Origin of the sequence: Pedobacter sp. JCM 36344 (assembly GCF_046546555.1) — a bacterium.
In the GTDB taxonomy this organism is placed as follows: Bacteria; Bacteroidota; Bacteroidia; order Sphingobacteriales; family Sphingobacteriaceae; genus Pedobacter.
Genome location: NZ_JBKHKK010000004.1, coordinates 138,206 through 158,032 on the forward strand (window position 1 = coordinate 138,206; position 19,827 = coordinate 158,032).

The 19,827-nt window shown below is 40.7% G+C and carries 19 protein-coding genes; 12 read left to right on the forward strand and 7 right to left on the reverse strand.

Translation table 11 applies throughout. From position 1 onward, the window contains the following. Positions 1-174 precede the first annotated feature (174 nt). From ACHFIZ_RS05745 to ACHFIZ_RS05785, 9 genes are all read left to right on the forward strand, one after another. The gene (locus ACHFIZ_RS05745) at positions 175-1,161 is read left to right on the forward strand and encodes a glycoside hydrolase family 43 protein (RefSeq protein WP_410883755.1); all 987 of its coding nucleotides are present in this window, start codon (positions 175-177) and stop codon (positions 1,159-1,161) included. 90 nt (positions 1,162-1,251) lie between these two features. Further along, entirely contained in the window at positions 1,252-3,648 is a 2,397-nt protein-coding gene (locus tag ACHFIZ_RS05750) for a heavy metal translocating P-type ATPase (protein ID WP_410883757.1), read from the forward strand. Beyond that, a complete protein-coding gene (gene ccoS / locus ACHFIZ_RS05755) occupies positions 3,645-3,806 on the forward strand; it encodes a cbb3-type cytochrome oxidase assembly protein CcoS (RefSeq protein WP_410883759.1) in 162 nt (53 codons plus the stop codon). The genes ACHFIZ_RS05750 and ccoS overlap by 4 nt, the downstream gene beginning before the upstream one ends. After that, positions 3,799-5,910 carry a cytochrome-c oxidase, cbb3-type subunit I gene (gene ccoN, locus ACHFIZ_RS05760; RefSeq protein ID WP_410883761.1) on the forward strand — a complete coding sequence of 704 codons (2,112 nt, stop codon included), beginning with the start codon at positions 3,799-3,801 and terminating at the stop codon, positions 5,908-5,910. The genes ccoS and ccoN overlap by 8 nt, the downstream gene beginning before the upstream one ends. Before the next feature lie 17 nt (positions 5,911-5,927). After that, complete coding sequence (locus ACHFIZ_RS05765; protein WP_410883763.1) at positions 5,928-6,104, forward strand: hypothetical protein; 177 nt, start codon at positions 5,928-5,930, stop codon at positions 6,102-6,104. Next, entirely contained in the window at positions 6,097-6,888 is a 792-nt protein-coding gene (locus tag ACHFIZ_RS05770; protein ID WP_410883764.1) for a cbb3-type cytochrome c oxidase N-terminal domain-containing protein, read from the forward strand. Before ACHFIZ_RS05765 ends, ACHFIZ_RS05770 begins: the two co-directional genes overlap by 8 nt. Before the next feature lie 8 nt (positions 6,889-6,896). Beyond that, on the forward strand, positions 6,897-8,246 hold the full coding sequence (gene ccoG, locus ACHFIZ_RS05775; protein ID WP_410883766.1) for a cytochrome c oxidase accessory protein CcoG: 1,350 nt from the start codon (positions 6,897-6,899) through the stop codon (positions 8,244-8,246). 2 nt (positions 8,247-8,248) lie between these two features. After that, positions 8,249-8,674 carry a FixH family protein gene (locus ACHFIZ_RS05780; protein ID WP_410883767.1) on the forward strand — a complete coding sequence of 142 codons (426 nt, stop codon included), beginning with the start codon at positions 8,249-8,251 and terminating at the stop codon, positions 8,672-8,674. Continuing rightward, positions 8,671-9,357 carry a sulfite exporter TauE/SafE family protein gene (locus ACHFIZ_RS05785; RefSeq protein ID WP_410883769.1) on the forward strand — a complete coding sequence of 229 codons (687 nt, stop codon included), beginning with the start codon at positions 8,671-8,673 and terminating at the stop codon, positions 9,355-9,357. The genes ACHFIZ_RS05780 and ACHFIZ_RS05785 overlap by 4 nt, the downstream gene beginning before the upstream one ends. 1 nt (position 9,358) lies before the next feature. On the opposite strand, the gene hemN is transcribed toward ACHFIZ_RS05785, so the two are convergent. The 4 genes from hemN to ACHFIZ_RS05805 form a co-directional block, all read right to left on the reverse strand. Next, entirely contained in the window at positions 9,359-10,714 is a 1,356-nt protein-coding gene (gene hemN, locus ACHFIZ_RS05790; protein WP_410883771.1) for an oxygen-independent coproporphyrinogen III oxidase, read from the reverse strand. Continuing rightward, a complete protein-coding gene (locus tag ACHFIZ_RS05795; RefSeq protein WP_410883773.1) occupies positions 10,704-11,162 on the reverse strand; it encodes a lactate dehydrogenase in 459 nt (152 codons plus the stop codon). Before ACHFIZ_RS05795 ends, hemN begins: the two co-directional genes overlap by 11 nt. A gap of 80 nt (positions 11,163-11,242) precedes the next feature. Then, positions 11,243-12,295, reverse strand: a complete 1,053-nt coding sequence (locus ACHFIZ_RS05800; protein WP_410883775.1) for a response regulator — start codon at positions 12,293-12,295, stop codon at positions 11,243-11,245. Positions 12,296-12,309: 14 nt separating this feature from the next. Next, positions 12,310-13,497 (reverse strand): PAS domain S-box protein, encoded by a 1,188-nt coding sequence (locus tag ACHFIZ_RS05805; RefSeq protein ID WP_410883777.1) that lies wholly within the window; start codon positions 13,495-13,497, stop codon positions 12,310-12,312. Between the two features lie 166 nt (positions 13,498-13,663). Between ACHFIZ_RS05805 and ACHFIZ_RS05810 the strand changes: the two genes are divergently transcribed. After that, a complete protein-coding gene (locus ACHFIZ_RS05810; RefSeq protein ID WP_410883779.1) occupies positions 13,664-15,463 on the forward strand; it encodes a hypothetical protein in 1,800 nt (599 codons plus the stop codon). On the opposite strand, the gene ACHFIZ_RS05815 is transcribed toward ACHFIZ_RS05810, so the two are convergent. Both ACHFIZ_RS05815 and ACHFIZ_RS05820 read right to left on the reverse strand, forming a co-directional pair. Further along, positions 15,460-16,719 carry an NAD(P)-binding domain-containing protein gene (locus tag ACHFIZ_RS05815; RefSeq protein ID WP_410883781.1) on the reverse strand — a complete coding sequence of 420 codons (1,260 nt, stop codon included), beginning with the start codon at positions 16,717-16,719 and terminating at the stop codon, positions 15,460-15,462. The genes ACHFIZ_RS05810 and ACHFIZ_RS05815 overlap by 4 nt on opposite strands. Before the next feature lie 95 nt (positions 16,720-16,814). Continuing rightward, entirely contained in the window at positions 16,815-17,663 is an 849-nt protein-coding gene (locus ACHFIZ_RS05820; RefSeq protein WP_410883783.1) for a flagellar motor protein MotB, read from the reverse strand. Positions 17,664-17,947: 284 nt separating this feature from the next. Here ACHFIZ_RS05820 and ACHFIZ_RS05825 point away from each other — a divergent pair, with 284 nt between their 5' ends. Beyond that, entirely contained in the window at positions 17,948-18,262 is a 315-nt protein-coding gene (locus ACHFIZ_RS05825; protein WP_410883785.1) for a hypothetical protein, read from the forward strand. A 239-nt stretch (positions 18,263-18,501) separates the two neighbouring features. Beyond that, positions 18,502-19,209 carry a hypothetical protein gene (locus ACHFIZ_RS05830; RefSeq protein ID WP_410883787.1) on the forward strand — a complete coding sequence of 236 codons (708 nt, stop codon included), beginning with the start codon at positions 18,502-18,504 and terminating at the stop codon, positions 19,207-19,209. A 23-nt stretch (positions 19,210-19,232) separates the two neighbouring features. Here the strand turns inward: ACHFIZ_RS05830 and ACHFIZ_RS05835 are convergent, their stop codons facing one another. After that, a complete protein-coding gene (locus tag ACHFIZ_RS05835; protein ID WP_410883789.1) occupies positions 19,233-19,817 on the reverse strand; it encodes a TIGR00730 family Rossman fold protein in 585 nt (194 codons plus the stop codon). Between the last annotated feature and the right edge of the window lie 10 nt (positions 19,818-19,827).

A 19,827-nucleotide genomic window follows, 5' to 3' on the forward strand; every position in this document is an offset into this window, starting at 1 on the left:
GTTTTCAGACCTAAATGAAAGTAAACACAGAAAAAGTAAAACCAGAAAAACCCGAATGATTGTTTTGTAACTCACCTGCCCAATATCGCCAAATTTCTAACGAGGTTAATAAAAACCAATAAATAAAACGATAACTTCGAAGGTGACAATAGTGCTTAAACGCCTACTAAACACATGATGAAAAAAATAATCTTATCCATCTGCATTTCGTCGCTGACATTATCAGGTTTTTCCCAGAAAGTTACAGAACCAAAAACCTCTGGCAACCCTTTATTCGAAGGCTGGTACGCCGATCCTGAAGGTGCAATATTTGGAAAAGAGTACTGGATATATCCAACGTTTTCTGCAAAATATGAGGAACAGATTTTCATGGATGCATTCAGCTCAAAAGACTTGGTAAACTGGACAAAACATGCAAATGTTTTAACTAAGGATAATATCAAATGGGCCAACAAGGCAATGTGGGCTCCTTCTATTACTAAAAAAGGGAACAAATATTATTTGTTCTTCGGTGCCAACGACATTCAGAACAATAAGGAACTCGGAGGTATTGGTGTAGCAGTTTCAAACAAACCAAGCGGCCCCTTTAAAGACCATATCGGCAAACCCCTTATTGACGCATTTCACAATGGTGCACAACCTATTGATCAATATGTATTCAAAGACAAGGACGGACAATACTACCTTTTTTATGGAGGGTGGTCTCACTGTAACGTGGTTAAGTTAAGTGACGACTTCAAAAGTATCCTCCCATTCCCTGATGGAACAACGTACAAAGAGGTGACACCAAAAGGTTATGTAGAAGGTGCTTTCATGTTTATAAGAAAAGGCAAATACTACTTTATGTGGTCTGAAGGTGGATGGACAGGCCCTAATTATTCAGTCGCTTATGCAATGGCTGATTCCCCATTAGGTCCATTCAAGCGTATCGATAGGATTCTGAAACAAGATCCAAGCATCGCTACCGGTGCAGGTCACAATTCTGTGATTCAGAACCCGAAAACTGGCGAATACTATATCATTTATCACCGCAGACCCTTAGGTGAAACCAATGGTAATCACCGCGTTACTTGCATTGAAAAGATGGAATTTGACGAGAACGGATTGATAAAACCTGTAATAATTACCTTCGAAGGGATAGCGGCAAGTCCAATCAAATAACAAATTAAATGACCGGAGTCACTATTTAATGTAACTCATATCATTTCGCAAAGACCCCTTTCCTGCCACTTTTGAATCATAGAAAGTGGCATGTTAAACGAAAGCGAAATCTTAACGAAAGCGCAATGTTTTCACTGTGGTGAGGACATTGTTTCTGACCTTTATAAGTCAGATGAGAAGGGCTTCTGCTGTCTGGGCTGTAAAACTGTTTATCAGGTTTTAAAAAGTCATGACCTTGCAGGATATTATGTATATAATGACATCCCAGGTCAAACTCAGAACAAAGAACAATCGGACTTTACCTACCTCGACGTAGAAGAAATAGTCAATAAACTTGTGGATTATCAAGACGACAAAGTCACGGTAATCACCTTATATATCCCTGCTATCCATTGTAGCTCCTGCATCTGGTTATTAGAAAACCTCCATCAATTGAAACCTGCAATATCAAGGTCAAGGGTTGACTTTCTAAAAAAACAGGTAATCATTAGCTTTAAAAACTCCACCGCATCCTTAAAAGAAATTGTCGAAACACTAGCTGCCATAGGTTATGTGCCAATCATCAGCCTTCAGGATGTTGTCAAGGATAACCAGAACAGCAAACCCGAACGGAAACTGATTATTAAAATCGCTGTCGCAGGATTCTGCTTTGGGAATGTGATGCTATTCAGCTTCCCGGAATACTTTGGCTTAACTGTTTTAGATGCCAACTTTAAACTGTTTTTCGGCTGGCTGAATCTTGCTTTTGCAATCCCTGTTGTGTGTTTCAGCGGGATCGACTATTTCAAATCAGCGTTCAACAACTTAAAGGCGAGACGATTGAACCTAGACTTTCCCCTTGCCCTTGGCATTACCGTAATGTTCGTACGTTCCGTATTTGAAATCCTGCTTCAGACAGGACCAGGCTTTGTTGATACCCTAAGTGGATTAGTATTTTTTCTCCTGATTGGTAAATGGATGCAACAAAGAACTTTTAACCACATCTCCTTCGAAAGGGATTACCGTTCTTACTTTCCTGTAGCCGTAACAACCATCAACAACAATATAGAAAAGCCAATCCCTTTATCCGACTTAAGAAAAGGTGATCGTATTTTAATTAGAAGTCAGGAAATCATACCTGCAGATGCTATTCTTCTAAACGGGGAAGCAGAAATCGATTTTAGTTTCGTAACCGGAGAATCAGTACCAGTAAAAAAAGTATATGGAGAAATCATTTACGCTGGCGGTCGCCAGCTTGGAGGTGTCCTGGAAATGGAGGTTCTAAAACCAGTAGCCCAAAGCTACCTTACACAACTATGGAACAACGATGCTTTTCAACATCCAAAGAATGCCATCAAAACATTCAGTGATACAGCTAGTAAGTACTTCAGTGTTGTTCTACTAATGGTAGCTTTCGGCTCCGCGCTCTTCTGGTCTTTTAGCGATCCGACAAAGGCACTCGCTTCCTTTACTGCCGTACTCATCATTGCCTGCCCTTGTGCACTTGCACTCAGCTCTCCTTTCACGCTTGCAGCTGTAATCAGCGTGTTTGATAAAAATGGCTTTTATCTAAAAAACACTGCTATAGTTGAAGAGCTGGCAAGGATAAATACTTTCGTATTCGATAAGACAGGTACCATTACCAATCCCGATGCCCATGGCCTAACCTTTGTCGGCCACATCAACGATATACAAACACAGCTGGTTAATGATCTTGCCCGCAACTCAGGACACCCCTTGAGCCGTGAGCTGTGCAAATACCTTAATAAACCATTACAGCATCAGGCAGATAACTATACAGAAAAAATTGGCAGGGGCATCAGTGGAACGATCAATGGAAATATTGTGAGATTGGGAAGTTCCGCGTTCCTTGGTCTCCCACTGAAAAACTCGCCAAATAGCACCACCACTCACATCATCATCAACAACGATTACCTTGGTTATTTCCAAATCAAACAACAATGGAGAACAGGATTCAAGGAGGTGATTCTAAAACTCGCTATCTGGGCAAATACCTATCTCCTATCTGGAGATAGCAACCGGGAATCAGAAGCTTTAGCACCCTTTTTCAAAGATCCGGACGCACTGCATTTTAATCAGTCTCCACAAAACAAACTGGACTACGTGACCAAGCTTCAGGATGAAGGAAAAAAGGTGGCAATGATTGGCGATGGACTAAATGATTCAGGAGCGCTAAAGCAAAGCAATATCGGGATAGCAGTCACAGACAACATCAATAACTTTTCACCCAGTTGTGATGCAGTGCTTGATGGCAAAGCTTTTCAAAAAATACCACAATTTATTCAGCTTGCGAAAGACGCGGTTAAAGTGATCTATGTGTCATTCGCGATATCACTCACTTATAATATTACTGGACTATTCTTCGCCGTTCAGGGAATGCTATCTCCACTGATTGCTGCTATACTAATGCCTTTAAGCACCGTAACTATCATATTGTTCACCACAATTGCAGCGCGCGCGTATGCACACAAAAACAAGCTTATATGAACATGATCTTCATACTAATCGGATGCAGCATCCTTCTGGCACTGATCTTCCTCGCCGCATTCATTTGGGCATCAAGGACAGGACAAAATGATGACACCTACACACCCGCTGTAAGAATCCTATTTGACGACGAATTAAAAGAAGAAAACAATGACTGAGAAATTCTATTACGACAATAAAACCGTCAGGAACTTTGCCATAGCTACCATCGTTTGGGGAATTATCGGCATGACGGTGGGTTTGCTGATTGCCCTACAGCTGGTAAAACCAGCGATGAATCTAGGCTCACAGTATACCACCTTCGGCAGGATCAGACCACTGCACACCAACGCAGTGATCTTTGCCTTCGTGGGTAATGCCATTTTTATGGGGGTATATTATTCGCTTCAGCGCCTGCTTAAAGCTAGAATGTTCAGCGATGTATTGAGCAAAATCCACTTTTGGGGATGGCAGCTGATCATCGTCTCTGCGGTCATCACCCTGCCTATGGGATTTACCTCCTCTCATGAATATGCAGAACTTGAATGGCCGATAGATATTGCCATCACTATAATTTGGGTAGTGTTCGGAGTGAACATGTTCGGTACCATTATAAAAAGACGGGAGCAGCATATGTATGTAGCCATCTGGTTCTACATCGCAACGTTTGTAACGGTCGCCGTTCTCCATATTGTGAACTCTTTTCAGCTGCCTATTTCAGCTTTCAAAAGCTATTATATTTATGCTGGAGTTCAAGATGCACTCGTGCAATGGTGGTATGGCCACAATGCGGTAGCGTTTTTCTTAACCACCCCATATTTAGGAATGATGTACTATTTTCTACCTAAAATGGCGAATAGACCTGTTTACTCCTATAAACTGAGTATTCTTCACTTTTGGTCACTGATCTTCATTTACATCTGGGCTGGGCCACACCATTTGCTTTACACTTCCCTCCCTTCCTGGGCACAGTCGCTCGGAGTAGCTTTCTCTATTATGCTTATCGCACCAAGCTGGGGTGGTATGATTAATGGTTTGCTTACATTGAGAGGTGCATGGGATAAAGTTAGAGAGGAAGCCACTTTGAAATTTATGGTCGTTGCTTTAACTTCATACGGTATGGCAACTTTCGAAGGGCCGATGCTAGCTCTGAAACAGATTAATGCAATCGCACACTATACCGATTGGATAGTTGCTCACGTGCATGTCGGCGCGCTTGGGTGGAACGGATTTTTAACCTTCGCTGTGCTTTACTGGCTCATTCCAAGAATCTATAAAACAGAATTATATTCTAAAAAGCTAGCCAATTTCCATTTCTGGATTGGTACCCTTGGAATCATATTCTATGCCGTACCACTCTATTTCGCAGGGTTCACACAAGGATTAATGTGGAAAGAGTTTACAGAAGAAGGCATGCTTAAATACCCCAACTTCTTAGAAACAGTAATACAAATCATCCCGATGTATATTCTGAGAGCAGCTGGTGGGGCAATGTACCTGACAGGAGTTCTGGTCATGACCTACAACCTAATCAAGACGGTCAAGAAAGGTAAACTTGTTGCCGACGAGCCTGCCGAAGCACTAGCGCTTCCTCAAGAATATACGCCTCAGGGCACAGATAAAAAATTGCACCGCCTGTTGGAAAGAAAACCAATGGCATTCCTTGTACTTTCTTTGGTGGTTATCCTCATTGGAGGGGTTATCGAGATGATGCCTACTTTTACCATCAAATCGAACATTCCCACTATCAGCAGCGTGAAGCCATATTCTCCACTAGAGTTGCAGGGAAGGGATCTTTACATTAGAGAAGGTTGTGTGAATTGCCATTCTCAGATGATAAGACCATTCAGATCTGAAACAGAACGTTATGGCGAGTACAGCAAGGCTGGTGAGTTTGTGTATGACCATCCATTCCTTTGGGGATCAAAACGTACCGGTCCTGATGTGGCTAGAGTTGGAGGTAAATACTCGAATTCGTGGCACTTCAATCACCTGCTTGATCCGCAAACCATGTCGCCAGGCAGCATCATGCCTCCATATGAATGGCTGATTAATCAACAGCTTGACACCACAACAACTATTGCCAAAATAAATGCAATGCGTACGCTAGGGGTTCCTTATGAACTAGGTTATGAGCATCAGGCAAATGCCGACCTGGCTGAACAGGCTAAGGCGATTGGCGACGACTTAAAAAAGAGCGATGTGCGCGTGAAAAGTGATCGAGAAATCATCGCCGTTATCGCTTATTTACAAAGGCTTGGAACAGATATTAGAACAAAATAGCATTAAAACTGAACATTATGTTTAAACAATTTTTAACTCAGGTAACAGATAGCCAGGTATATCTTATCACCTCACTAGGCATATTTATGCTGTTTTTCCTATTGGTTGCTCTGCTGCTCATATTTATGAAAAAGGAACAAATTGACTACATGAGCTCACTTCCTTTAAACGACAACGAAAATGACAATGACTGATATTTTAATTTGCTTTCTACTGGCAACAGCAGTACTGCTGTTGTTGGTGTCGCTCTTGGTTCTACGTGTGATAAAGGTTTACGCAGAGGAAGCCATTAGCCCGATTCGCTTTGCAACACCAGAAGAGAAAAAACAAAGAGCTTTATTATTAGAACAGCAAGTAATAGTTAAAGTAGCTAAGCCCTCTATATGGCTGAAGCTGATGAGCTTAAGACCTATCTCAGATGAAAAGGAGCTGATAATGGAACATACTTTCGATGGTATTGAAGAACTGGACAACCCAACTCCTGCATGGTTTATGGTTCTCTTTTACGGAAGTATCGTTTTCGCAATAGGGTATATGCTAACCTATCACGTGTTCGACTATGGAAAGTCACAAGAACAAGAATATGCCATAGAGCTGCAACAAGCTGAGGAAGCAAAAACTGCTATGCTGCTTAAGCCAGGAAACGCAGCCAATCAAGTAAATGAAAATAATGTTGTCGTCTCTACAGACAAAGGAGAACTTGCCGATGCAGCATTGCTTTTCAAAAATGCTTGTGGGCCTTGTCACGGAGAACACGCCGAGGGAATAGTTGGCCCTAACCTAACAGATCAATTCTGGCTTCATGGTGGTGCAGTGAAAGATATTTTTAAAACCATCAAATACGGCGTTCCTGAAAAAGGAATGATCGCCTGGGAAAAAACAATGAGGCCTAAACAAATTGCTGCAATGGCGAGCTACATCTTGTCCTTGCAGGGAACTAATCCTGCCGGAGCAAAAGCGGCTCAGGGTAAAAAATAAAAGCAAAAATGTCACAGCCAAAAAGAACTTGGATCTACCCTAAAATCATCAAGGGTAAGCTATACAAATACCGGACTCTACTCAGTTACTTTCTATTAGCGCTGTTGTTTTTAGCGCCATTCCTAAAAGTTAATGGTGAGCAGCTTATCCTTTTAAACGTCTTACAAAGAAAGTTCGTTTTCTTTGGAGTGGTATTCTGGCCTCAGGATTTTTACCTCTTCGTTTTGGCACTGTTGACATTTATTGTATTTATAGTTCTATTTACCGTCGTATTCGGACGGGTGTTCTGCGGCTGGGTGTGTCCACAAACGATCTTTCTGGAAATGGTTTTCCGGAAAATTGAAAACTGGATAGAGGGAGACCGAAACCAACAACAAAAGCTTGATCAGTCACCTTTGACAGCTGATAAATTCCTTAAAAAAACTTTAAAACATAGCATCTTTTTGGTCCTCTCCTTTTTGATAGCGAACACTTTTCTCGCATACCTCATCGGATCAGATACCCTCATAACTATCATCACTGAGCCCGTAAAAATGCACCTTTCCGGCTTCATCTCTATCGGCATTTTCTCCCTGGTATTCTACCTTGTATTTTCAAGAATGAGAGAACTGGTCTGTACCGTAGCTTGTCCGTACGGTAGACTTCAAGGTGTATTGTTAGATAATCAAAGCACTATTGTCGCCTATGATTACGTTAGAGGAGAACCAAGGGAGAAGATTAAAAGAGGATCAAAAAATGAACATGGCGATTGTATAGACTGCAATCTTTGTGTTCAAGTTTGTCCTACAGGTATAGACATCCGCAACGGAACCCAAATGGAATGTGTCAACTGTACCGCGTGTATAGATGCCTGCGATATGGTGATGGAGAAGGTCAATCGTCCAACAAGGCTGATAGGATTTATGTCGGAGACCCAGATCAAGACTAAAGCTCCATTTAAAGTAAGCGCTAGAATTTACGGTTATTCGGGCGTTTTTTTAGCATTAGTTTCCGTTCTATTGTTCCTGATTACTACCCGTTCTCCTGTGAAAACAACCATTCTACGAGCCAGCGGAACTTTATACCAATTGAACGATGAGAATCGTACAGTTAGTAACCTATACACCGCGGAAATAGTAAATAAAACCAGCAGAACAATCAAGCTCGAAATTGTACCAACGGAAAAATATGCAAAAATACGGTATATTGAAAAGCCCGACAGCATAGTCTACGGAGGAAGTACTAAAACTACTTTCTTTTTAATCATGCCACAAGCATCGATAGAAAAGTATAAAACAGAGGTATCCTTTAGTATTCTATCCGACAATATAATATTAGACCGCTTCGAAACAACTTTTATTGCACCACCAAAAGAATAGCCATGAATTGGGGAACAAAAATTATTATAGGAATGCTAACTTTTATGACTTTTATTGTTGTGCTTGGCGTGCTAATGTTCAGAAGCCATGAAGACGCATTGGTAGAAACCAACTACTACGAAAAAGGCCTAAACTATGATGAGGAATATGCTGCGAAAACACAGGTAGGTAAAGACCAGGCCAGTCCTGAGTTGACCATCAGCAAAGGTAACATCAACATCCTCTTCAAAACTACCGCAAAAGGTAAAATAAGACTAACAAGAACGGACAGCAAAGTTTTAGACACTACCATTCAGTTCTACACCCCTACTCGTAAACTAACAATAAAAACTATTAGGCTTCCAAAAGGAAGATGGCATTTGATCAACTCCTGGGAAAACGCAGAAGGCACGAAATACTTGAGAGATGAGGAGGTCGACTTACCATGAGTAATGACCGCCTAGCCTTTTTCATCGGCCTTTTAGGCTCATTACACTGCATTGGAATGTGCGGACCGCTAGCATTTGCCGTGCCTGTTCGTCAATCAGGATGGTTCAGCGTTGTATGGAATAAGTTGCTGTATCAACTTGGCCGCACAGCATCTTATACAATTTTAGGTGCTTTAGTAGGTTTATTAGGACGCCAAATATGGCAGGCAGGATTTCAGCAAGGCGTAAGCATCATTACCGGCCTACTGATTCTGATTGCCGCGCTTTCTAAAATATTAAAATTAAGCTTTCTCAAAAGAAGCCCCGATTTTTTGATAAAACCCATAAATAGGCTTTTCACATATGCGTTTAACCACAAAGCGAATCATTTAATTATTGGAATGATCAATGGAATCCTCCCCTGCGGCTTTGTTTACCTGGCTTTGGCGGGCGCAATAAACGCGGGTGATATCCCGAAGAGTATGAGCTATATGTTTTGGTTTGGAGTAGGTACCACACCATTAATGTTCGCGGCAACTTTAATAGTCGGCTTTTCAGGGATGCCCTTTAGAAAAAGGTTAAATAGATTTGTACCCTATATGATGTTGCTGCTTGGGGTTTGGTTTATGATGAGGGGGATGGAACTCAACATCCCATACTTAAGTCCACAACGCCCCCTCTCTTCAGTCGCAGAGTGCAAATAACCTAATCAGCCATGCTAAACACCTGATTATCAGATTTCTTATCCCACAATCTCGCGTCAAAAGCCATGCAGATGTTTCTTAAAAAACGCTTCCCATTTGGACTTACCTGCAGACTTTCATCAGAAAGCATCAGCAACCCGTCGTCGGCAAGAACCTGCAACTTTGAAACGGCTTCCGCAACCTCTGGAGGAATCTCTGTGGCCGACCATTCCGTGCTTCCTTTACACATGATGTTCAGGATGTGCTGGCGCATCATCAAATCCGTAGCAGTAAGGATATGGCCTTTGAAAACAGGTAGCTTTCCCTCATTAACAACACGGATATAATCTTCTACGTTCTTCTCGTTCTGCGCAAAGCCGGTCCGGCAGTCGCTAATTGCGGATACACCCAGACCAATTAGGATCTTACTAGGTTGCTCAGTGTAACCCATGAAGTTGCGGTGTAACCTGCCCTGTACTTCAGCCAAATACAAACTATCGGTAGGTAGCGTAAAGTGATCCATACCAATTTCCTGATAGCCAGCTTTACTTAGCATTTTCCTACCTAATTCATACAAGTTTTTCTTTAATTCTGCATCAGGAAGGTGTTCCTCGGTGTATCGACGCTGACCAGGTTTTAGCCATGGAGTATGGGCGTAACTATAAAAAGCGATACGATCTGGTTTCAGCCTGATTACCTCATCTATGGTATGGTATAGGCCTTCCATCGTTTGCAATGGCAATCCATATATCAGATCATAATTGATGGAATTGTATCCCATTTCCCTGGCCAGAACAGTCGTATGCTCTACTGATTCTACAGATTGTATCCTGTTGATAATTTGTTGAACTAAAGGATCAAAATCCTGTATGCCCAAACTTAATCTTCTAAATCCTAAATTGAACAATGTACTCAAATGAGCTTTGGTAGTATTGCCGGGATGTGCCTCAAAACTAAATTTAGCTTCCGCATGTAGTTCTGACTTATCCAAGATGCCACAGATGAGCATTTCCAGATTCTCAGGACTAAAAAACGTGGGTGTTCCACCGCCCAGATGAATCTCCATGATAATAGGTACTGATCCCAACTTAGCTAGATAGAGCGACCACTCTTTGAGTACTGCCTTAATATACGGGATTTCTACCCCGTGATTTTTAGTGATACGGGTATTACATCCGCAATACGTACATAAGCTTTCACAAAATGGAAGGTGGATATACAAACTAATCCCTTCAGGAAACTCCTGAAAGGAATGTAATAAGACATCGCTCCAGCGCTCGTCGTCAAAAGTACTTTGCTCCCAGTAGGGTACTGTTGGATAACTGGTATACCGAGGTGCGGCGACCCTATATTTTTCTACCAGCTGATCAATGTTCATGATGTTCGGTGTTAACTTTGACCGAATCGCAAGCCTTAGAGCATACACATGCATCACCAAGACATTTCTTACCCTGCCATTTGTCTAAATTATTAATTGTTTCTACGGCTAAAGCCATCGGGATTTCCGCCGAAGATAAACCAGCAATAGTCATTTGTGGTACGTTGGCAATCTTTATATTACAAATACCTGCTGCTACAGCATCGATATGCGACACGTCATTAGACCGAGTAGCTATATATTTGATACCCAGATCTGACAACTTATGGATAACTTCTGCAGACACATCGTCTTCCGTAAATACGATAGCGGCTTCTTTTCCCTCTGCGAAAGACGCGGTCTCGGTAGACAATGAATTTGAAATTAGTGTAATTTCATGTTTCTTATGGTTCGCAATGGCCAGGGGTTCCTTTTCGGCAGTCTTAATACTGTACGCTACAACTTTCATTCTTCTAATTTGATTATCAAAAGTAGCTGCAAACCCATTGCTAAAGCATGAGTGTCATCACCGTCAAATAGTGATCTTCATCAGTTTTTCATATTTTTAAGACGATCAGGGTCAAGAATTACTATTTTTCCGCCATTACGCTTAATCATTCCCTCATCATTGAAGTCGCTAAGTATCCTACTCACGGTCTCTGTTGCGATCCCGGCCATAGCGGCCAAATTATCACGAGAAACATTTAAAAAAAGTGCTTCTCTATTACTATTATACAGACGTAAGATTACTTCTGACATGCGCTTGCGCACAGAATGGTAGGCCAGTTCGAGCAACTGCTGCTCATTTTGCAGCACATTGTTTGCCAGCAACTTAATGAAGCTGGAAGAAACATCGGGATATTTGTTTAACAACTGCTCCATCAAATCTCTAGGAATCAAGCAAAGCGAAGTATTCTCTACTGCTTCTGCTGTTTCCATATAACTTTCTCCCGCCAGCAATGCCGCAGTTCCGAAGTATTCTTCTAATCCGTATAAACCAGTCAGCAACTCTCGACCATCCTGTGCCACTTTAAAAGTCTTCACTTTACCAGAAACGATTAGATAGAGGCCGTTCGCCGTATCACCCTCATAATAAATAACCTGCTTTTTCTTAATGTGTCTTACTTTACGCTCTTTGATGTGTTTTTTAAGTTCTTCAAGTCCATTCTTCCCGCCAATAAGGTTGCTCAGGTTATCGAGCGAAGTACTATTTAATGCCTTATGACTTTGGTATTTCTTCAACCTGATTTCAATGGCATTGAACAATTCCACATCGTCAAATGGCTTGGTCAGGTAATCATCCGCACCCATCTCCATACCCTTACGCATATCCTGACGGTCAGTTTTTGCAGTAAGAAAAATAAAAGGGATCACAGCTGTTTCCGGCTTTTTACCCAGAAGATGCAAGACGCTATAACCATCCATTTCGGGCATCATGATGTCGCAAAGAATCAATTCAGGTAAGAAAGCACCCGCTATAGCGACTCCCTCTTTCCCGTTAGTTGCTTGCAAGACCTCGTAATTAGCGAGCTCTAGAATCTCTGCAGTACTCCCCCGGATGTCGTCATTATCCTCAATGATTAAAACCTTTATTTTTCCCATGTGCTGATCTTCACTTATTGCTTATTAAATGACAATATAAATTTAGCGCCTTTATTCACTTCACTTTTAAACTCTACGCTTCCGTTCATAAGTCTGACATACCTCAACACAATGTTCAGACCCAAGCCTGTTCCAGGAATATTTCCAGTGTTGTTGGCCCTAAAGAATGGCTGAAACAAATTCTTTTGATCCAAATCTGGAATACCGATGCCATTATCACTCACCGTAACGGTATACAAAGAGTCTTTGATCTCCGTATTGAACTCGATAAATGTACCGTCACCAGAATATTTTATCGCATTGGAGATGAGGTTTATCATGCAGTTCCGCAACAGATTTTGATCCAAATTGACCAAACTTTCCACTCCAGTATGCTGATAAATGATGTTTTGCTCTTGCTTGGCGATCATCTGCATCTCTTCTGTAACCTCTTCAGCCAGCTTTACCAGATCAAACGGCTCCAAAGTAGATTGCACATTGCCAGCTTCTAAACGTTCCAGCGAAAGAAAATCGTTAAGTATCGTTGTTAAATTATTAACAGCGCTTTTGATTTTATTAACATGTTTCTTGATGTTGTCGTTTTCAAAGGGTGCGGCGTACTTCTCAATCAACACGGAAGACAGCTGTACCGAACTTAGGGGTGTTCTAAATTCATGAGATGCCATAGAAACAAATCGGCTCTTCATCTGGTTCAATTCCTTCTCTTTGAGCAGTGATAAGCTCACCTCTTCTTTAGCTTCCGACAAAGCACTAACCGTTTTCTTAAGTGACCTGGTTCGCTCTTCTACCAGTCCCTCCAATTCTGCAGCATACTCTATTAACCTTCGTTCAGCCTCTTTCTCCTTAGAAAGGTCATGAATAAAACCGGTATATATAATGCGCTCATCGTACTTGACCTCACTTACTGCCAGCCTGAACGGAAATGTAGTACCGTCTTTTCTCAGACCCATTACTTCTCTTCCTTTACCGATAATACGCTTCTCGCCTGTATGTTGGTAACGCTTGAGATAACCATCATGCCCAGTCCTGTCGGGCTCAGGCATCAACATCGAAATGTTCCGACCAATTACTTCATCTAGTGAGTAGCCAAATAGACTTTGTGCCGCCGGATTTAAACTTTCTACCAAGCCCTTGTTGTCTATAGTGATGATGCCATCTATTGCCGTCTCAATAATTGCTTTCAGAAGTTTTCCGCTTTCCATACCGTCATTTTAGCAAATATAGTTAAATAGGAACTATTGATGTGCTGCTCTTGCGTGATACAAATCAAGTAAAATCCGGATATAGATCATATGGAAATAGTGACCCAAATCACATTTTAACGTAACTTTTTTCTACTACTTTGCCAACGAAAGCAAAATCATTTATATGACTCATACATTTCACATCCCTGTATTAGGTTTAGGTTACTCGATAGATACGCCTTTAAAAGTTGCACGATATGGTATCTCCTCTGTAGTGTCAATAGTGGATGATGAATTGATCGAAAGAATGAGAGCTCACATTTCAGGAACGCACAAGGAACCGTATCAACCCATTTTAAAAACAGATGCAGATGCCAGAGCCAAGAGAATCACCGCCTATTTAAACCTCCTTAATAAACTGGTAACCGAGCAGATTTCTGCATTGAAACTTCAGGATTTTGATAAAGAAAGCGATCTCTGCAAATATTTTGCACTGCTTCCTGAAGACAACGAATGGAAATACAGCTACAACCTTCTTCTAAAAACGTGTCCTGGATATGAGAAAACAGCGCTGGAAGAAAAGCTAAAAAACAGCATCAAACCGGGGAGGATAGATGTAAATATTATGTCTAAGGTAGATAAGGCAAACTATCTTAAGGGAACTTACCTTGGGAACGAAAATACAGACGCTTTAGCGGCATTGAGAGGTTTTGCGAAAAGCAACCTTAGCTCTTCTGTAGTGATTTCCGCCGGATTAAACCCAAGACTATTCTCCTACTTGGAAGAATTTCATGACTTTCAACCATTAGCAGATGGAATTTTTCCAAAACAAATTATCCTGAAAGTGAGTGATTACCGTTCTGCACTTATTCAGGCCAAAGTGTTGGCTAAAAAGGGACTTTGGGTATCTGAATTTAGAGTTGAATCCGGTTTAAATTGCGGAGGACATGCTTTTGCTACGGATGGATTTCTATTAGGACCAATATTACAGGAATTTAAAGACAACAAACTGGCAATGTACAATGAACTTTTTCAATTGTATAGTCAAGCGTATTTAAATAAAACATCAACCCAGCCGCCACCAATACCCGCTCACAAGATTACAGCTCAAGGTGGAATCGGCACCGCTGAGGAACACCAGTTTCTATTGAATTACTATGAATTAGACGCTGCAGGCTGGGGAAGTCCCTTTCTATTGGTTCCGGAAGCTACCTGTGTTGATGAAAAGACCCTTAACGACTTGGAAACTTCTACTGAGCAAGATTACTATATCAGCAATGCTTCTCCACTTGGTATACTCTTCAACAACTTTAAGAAGAGTTCGGCAGAAATACAGCGGCAAGAGCGTGTTGATAGTGGTAAGCCAGGTAGCCCATGCACCAAGAAATACCTTTGCACAAACACAGAATTCACAACTGAACCAATTTGCACAGCTTCGATAAAATATCAGCACCTAAAAATCAAACAACTGGAAGGAGCCGGACTAAGCCCTACCATGCTAAAAAGCAAAATAGCGCTAGTAACAGAAAAACTGTGTCTATGTGTTGGTCTTTGTACCTCTGCCTACAAAAAGTATGACCTCTTGAAATCAAAGGAAAATCACGCAGTAAGCATTTGTCCCGGGCCAAACCTAGCTTACTTCGATCAGCAATACACCTTGAAACAAATGATTGACCACATTTACGGCCGGAGTAACATTCTGAACGGAAAAGACAGGCCTAACTTGTTCAACAAGGAGTTCGCACTATATGTCGATTACCTAAAGAAAGAAATGGACGGCCTAGTGCTAGAGTTCAGCGAAAAGAAAGCCAAATACGTCAACAAGTTTCAAAACCAGCTCAACAATGGAATTGAATACTACAAAACACTAATGGCCAATGTAGATCCCATGCTAACCTTGTGGAATAAAGAGCAAATAAATAAGTTCGAAGTCATTGCCGAGGGGTTGAAGCAACTGGTAAAAAACACAACTGTAACTAGCTAAGCGAGGTCTAACCTTCTAATCAGCTCTGTACTCTGTAATTTACCGTGGTTAAGCTTGTCTTTAAAAAAAAGCTTAGTGGCATCAAAATGTTGCTTATAGCCGTTCATATCGCCATAACTAATCAATGAAGACCACTCTCTAACCGCAGAGTGAAACTCCAGATCGTCTGCCCTGATGCTCTTGTCAAAAAGCGCAGTTTCAATGGATTCTTCCAGGAGTTCTTCGTTTTGAAATAAAAGTTCAGCTATACCAAGCCTCAGTTTAAAGGGAGGCGTTTCGCAAATTAAATTATGGTAAGGATTGATTCCTAAATTACACCAGGCATCGACCATACTAAGCAGACTCAGGTGAGAGTTTGGCTTTCTTAAATTATTACCTTCTGCTAGTGAAAACTCCTGTATGATCTCACTGCTCAGCATGATTTGCTTGTTTTTCTTATCAAAAACGAAATCTCGAGCCTTATATAAACGAGCCCTGAATTCTGCGGCCTCCTCTTTAATCATCAGTTTAAATAGTTCAGACTCAGATTGTGCGTATTGTTTTACTTGGGCAGAAGCATAAGGGTTCAAAATGGCAAGTCCTCCATAAATGTGCGCTTTGCTGCTAAATATCCTTAATGTTGTCAGGATCTTAATATTGTCGATACCGCCGTTATAAGAATCATTCTCCCATGGAAAAAATCCTGCTTCTTTCCAGGCAGTACCCATGCTTTCAAAACCGAAATGAGTGACCACTTGAGTATCAGCAACAATCTTATCGTGGTAATGGTAATCGGAAATTTCTACAATTTCTGATTTCAGCGTAGCGAGTACGTCTAGCATCCTTTGATAAGCCTCATCAGAAGTACGGTGGGGAATGACGATCAGCTTCTGACCCTTGGTGTCTATCACGGGACCGTGCAAAGAGTGACATGGAATGATATGCACATCCTTTGGAAGGTACTTTTCCATCGCTTCTATTTCAGGATGTTTCACAGACGTTTGGCCAGATACGATTGCTCCATATTTAGTGGAAGAACCGTATAGCCTTACTACATCTGCAATTTTCTCCGCCTCTACGGAATAAAAAATTACATCGCATTGGCGGGAAACTTCCTTTCCATCGGCCATTAATTCAATATCATAAGGCGCTAGTTTCTCCCGCAACGTGTCTAATTGAATGGGTAAATCACACCCGAAGACCTGGTAGCCTGCTTTTGCAAAGGATATGGCGTATAAGCAGCCCATATCCCCCAAACCAATCATTCCAATTTTCATATTTTAAAGGTAACAGATTTTTCTTATCAAAGGCCAGAGAACGTGGCATAAAGAAGCCGTTACACCAATTGGAGCAACGGCCACAAAAATCTATCCTATTTTTTAGGAGTCTCCAATAACTTAAAGAACTGATCTAATTGCGGTAAGATCACTATTCTTGTTCTACGGTTAGCAGATTTTCCAGCTTCAGAATCATTGTCTGCAACAGGAACATATTCTCCCCTACCTGCCGCGGTCATTCTAACCGGAGGAATGTTGTACTCGTTCTGTAAGATACGAACAACAGCCGTAGCGCGTTTCACACTTAAGTCCCAATTGTCCAACAAAACTCCTTGTTGGTATGGCACATTATCTGTATGCCCTTCCACTAAGAACTCAATGTCAGGTTGTTTCAAAAGCACTTTAGCTACCTTTCCGAGTACTTCTTTAGCACTTAAAGTTACTTCATACTTGCCAGTGGTAAACAATAACTTATCAGAAATGTCGATATAAACCACTCCTTTATCCACTTTGATATTGATGTCTTTATCATCAAGATTACCAATTGCTCCTTTGAGGTTCATTACTAAATTCATGGTAAGCGAATCCTTACGTGAAATGGCCGATTGCAGGTTTTGTATATAGGCGTCTTTAGAACCTATGTTGTCTAATGATTTTTTGATACTTTCTGCTTGTGATCCTGAGATTACAGATAAGTCTTTAAGCTGGTTCACCATCTGATCATTAGAGCTTCGTTGTTGTTTCAGCTGATCTTCCAGCTGCCTACTATAAGATTTGTATTTAGATGTTGAATCTTTGCTACTTGCTAAATCAGTTTGAAGCAACTGGTAAGTGCTATCCAATCTGTTGTATTTGTTACTTGCTTCTGCAAGTTTCTTAGAACTACCGCAAGATGCGAGAATTAGAGAGAACGCCGCTAATGTTAAAAATCTGAAATGTATCATAATTTTAAAGTGATTAGGGTTAAACTAAATTTTGTCAGCACCAGAGATCCCATCCCGAAGGAAGAGGGTATTAACTCATTGGGTTTTGCAATTATCAAGCCATAAAAGATGCTTCCTTAAGCAACAGATTGTAGCGTTTCTCCTCAACATATTTAATCCATTATTAATATAATACTCTATATATCAATGCAATGCCAAAATAAAATTCAAGTGGCACAATTATGAATCATTGTCTAACCGTAATTGAAATCAATTATTTAATTTATTAACCCTAAATAAAAATTATGAAAAAGATCATTTTATCAGCAGCATTTTTAGCATTAGCAGGATTCACTACAGTAAGCGCAAACGAGATAAAAAACTACAGTCACACTGTTGCTGTAAGACAAGATAGTACTACAAAAACACCTGTTGAATTGAAAGATTTACCGGATTCTGTAAAAGCAACATTGGCGTCAGAGCCGGTTAAATTGTGGACACCAGTTGCGGCATTCCTGATTACTAATGCTGACAAAACTTCATACTATCTGATCAATGTTAAGAAAGAAGCCGAAGAAGGCTCATTGAAAATTGATAAAGACGGTAAAATTATTCAATAATCCCTATTGATATATACCCCAGAGGACCGGATTGCTCCGGCCCTCCTTTTTGCAAAATTTTCTGATGTTCGCTTATAATTCATTTAATCAATTTGTCAAATAAAGGCCAAGTAATAGGCAATTAATACCTAATTCAGTACTGATAATTTAGAGCATTAATAATTTAGGTATGCCTCTCCAATAAATAAAACCAGTTTCAGAACACTTTTTAATTCCGATCTGCGTTGATTAGAATATCTATGAAAATAATCCCACTTCTTACTTTACTACTTTTCTCTAAATTATCATCGGCCCAATCTTTTAAATACCCTGAACTAACCCAAAAAGGCAGGACATTAAATTCCTTATTGCCGCCCCAATGGAAAGTCATTGATTCGGCAAGTGGGGATCTAAACAATGATAAAACTGAAGATCTGGCGCTAGTTTTAGAATTCTATGCAGCGGTTAAAGAAAGTCGTGCTTATGGAGATAATGATACTGAAATCATTACCGAAATACAAAAACCAAGGATGCTTGCTATCTATTTCAAACAAGGAAGAAATTACAAGCTGGCTTTACAAAATAACGATTTCATTCTAAGATCAGAAGAAGGTGGCGCTATGGGTGACCCGCTCCGTCCGATGAATATTCAGACTAATACACTGGTTTTAAATTATGAGGGCGGTGCAGGTTGGAAGTGGCAATTAAACTACACTTTTAAACATACTAGCAATACCTGGCAGCTTATTAATGCAGAAAACTGCTCTTTTCATGGGGCATCCGGGGAGATGACTAGAAAGGAGTATGATTTTGTAAAAAGGAAGAGAACAGTTACCACTGGGAAAATGACAAATAAAATCGATGCGAATCAAAGTCAACAAAATATTTTAATAGGACTGAAAGCCAAAACGTTTACTACGTTTAAGAAACCCTGGACATGGGAAATAAACCCGGGAGAGTTTTTATAAACCAGTTATCATACAGATTTATTCTAGGTAAGGTTTCTATCTTTAAACCAAACTTCATCAGGTATCGCATCGAATTTGCTCATCTTGTCTATAAGTCCAAATGCATTTGATTCATTGAATACCAGAGCACGGTTAGCTGGTTTTAAGAACCTATGTTCTACCATGAGGTCCATCTGAGCAAATAGTGGGTCATAAAAACCACCCACATTTAAAACACCTATAGCTTTTCCATGGAGGCCAAGTTGTAACCAAGTGAGCACTTCAAAAAACTCTTCCAACGTTCCAAAACCGCCAGGCAATACAATAAAACCGTCGGATAAATCCGCCATCTTTTGCTTGCGCTCATGCATGTTTTCTGTAACTATCATCTCAGTAAGTTTTTGATGGCCAACTTCCTTATCCATCAAAAACTGAGGAATCACACCAATCACCCTTCCATTACGTTTCAATACTTCATCGGCAATGACACCCATAACGCCGACGCTTCCGCCCCCATATATTAAAGTGATATTCTGATCAGTCAAGGCTTGAGCTAAACTTTCAATTGCAGCCCTTACTATAGGATCACCATTGAAATTAGACCCGCAATAAACACATATTGATTTCATGATTATCGTA

Bases quoted from the DNA above. Each gene is read 5' to 3' on its own strand.
- ACHFIZ_RS05745 (WP_410883755.1), top strand. From the start codon at position 175: ATGATGAAAAAAATAATCTTATCCATCTGCATTTCGTCGCTGACATTA.
- ACHFIZ_RS05825 (WP_410883785.1), top strand. From the start codon at position 17,948: ATGAAAAAGATCATTTTATCAGCAGCATTTTTAGCATTAGCAGGATTC.
- ACHFIZ_RS05830 (WP_410883787.1), top strand. From the start codon at position 18,502: ATGAAAATAATCCCACTTCTTACTTTACTACTTTTCTCTAAATTATCA.
- ccoN (WP_410883761.1), top strand. From the start codon at position 3,799: ATGACTGAGAAATTCTATTACGACAATAAAACCGTCAGGAACTTTGCC.
- hemN (WP_410883771.1), bottom strand. From the start codon at position 10,714: ATGAACATTGATCAGCTGGTAGAAAAATATAGGGTCGCCGCACCTCGG.
- ACHFIZ_RS05820 (WP_410883783.1), bottom strand. From the start codon at position 17,663: ATGATACATTTCAGATTTTTAACATTAGCGGCGTTCTCTCTAATTCTC.
- ACHFIZ_RS05765 (WP_410883763.1), top strand. From the start codon at position 5,928: ATGTTTAAACAATTTTTAACTCAGGTAACAGATAGCCAGGTATATCTT.
- ACHFIZ_RS05800 (WP_410883775.1), bottom strand. From the start codon at position 12,295: ATGGGAAAAATAAAGGTTTTAATCATTGAGGATAATGACGACATCCGG.
- ACHFIZ_RS05780 (WP_410883767.1), top strand. From the start codon at position 8,249: ATGAATTGGGGAACAAAAATTATTATAGGAATGCTAACTTTTATGACT.
- ACHFIZ_RS05835 (WP_410883789.1), bottom strand. From the start codon at position 19,817: ATGAAATCAATATGTGTTTATTGCGGGTCTAATTTCAATGGTGATCCT.
- ACHFIZ_RS05805 (WP_410883777.1), bottom strand. From the start codon at position 13,497: ATGGAAAGCGGAAAACTTCTGAAAGCAATTATTGAGACGGCAATAGAT.
- ccoS (WP_410883759.1), top strand. From the start codon at position 3,645: ATGAACATGATCTTCATACTAATCGGATGCAGCATCCTTCTGGCACTG.
- ACHFIZ_RS05770 (WP_410883764.1), top strand. From the start codon at position 6,097: ATGACTGATATTTTAATTTGCTTTCTACTGGCAACAGCAGTACTGCTG.
- ACHFIZ_RS05815 (WP_410883781.1), bottom strand. From the start codon at position 16,719: ATGAAAATTGGAATGATTGGTTTGGGGGATATGGGCTGCTTATACGCC.
- ccoG (WP_410883766.1), top strand. From the start codon at position 6,897: ATGTCACAGCCAAAAAGAACTTGGATCTACCCTAAAATCATCAAGGGT.
- ACHFIZ_RS05810 (WP_410883779.1), top strand. From the start codon at position 13,664: ATGACTCATACATTTCACATCCCTGTATTAGGTTTAGGTTACTCGATA.
- ACHFIZ_RS05795 (WP_410883773.1), bottom strand. From the start codon at position 11,162: ATGAAAGTTGTAGCGTACAGTATTAAGACTGCCGAAAAGGAACCCCTG.
- ACHFIZ_RS05785 (WP_410883769.1), top strand. From the start codon at position 8,671: ATGAGTAATGACCGCCTAGCCTTTTTCATCGGCCTTTTAGGCTCATTA.
- ACHFIZ_RS05750 (WP_410883757.1), top strand. From the start codon at position 1,252: ATGTTAAACGAAAGCGAAATCTTAACGAAAGCGCAATGTTTTCACTGT.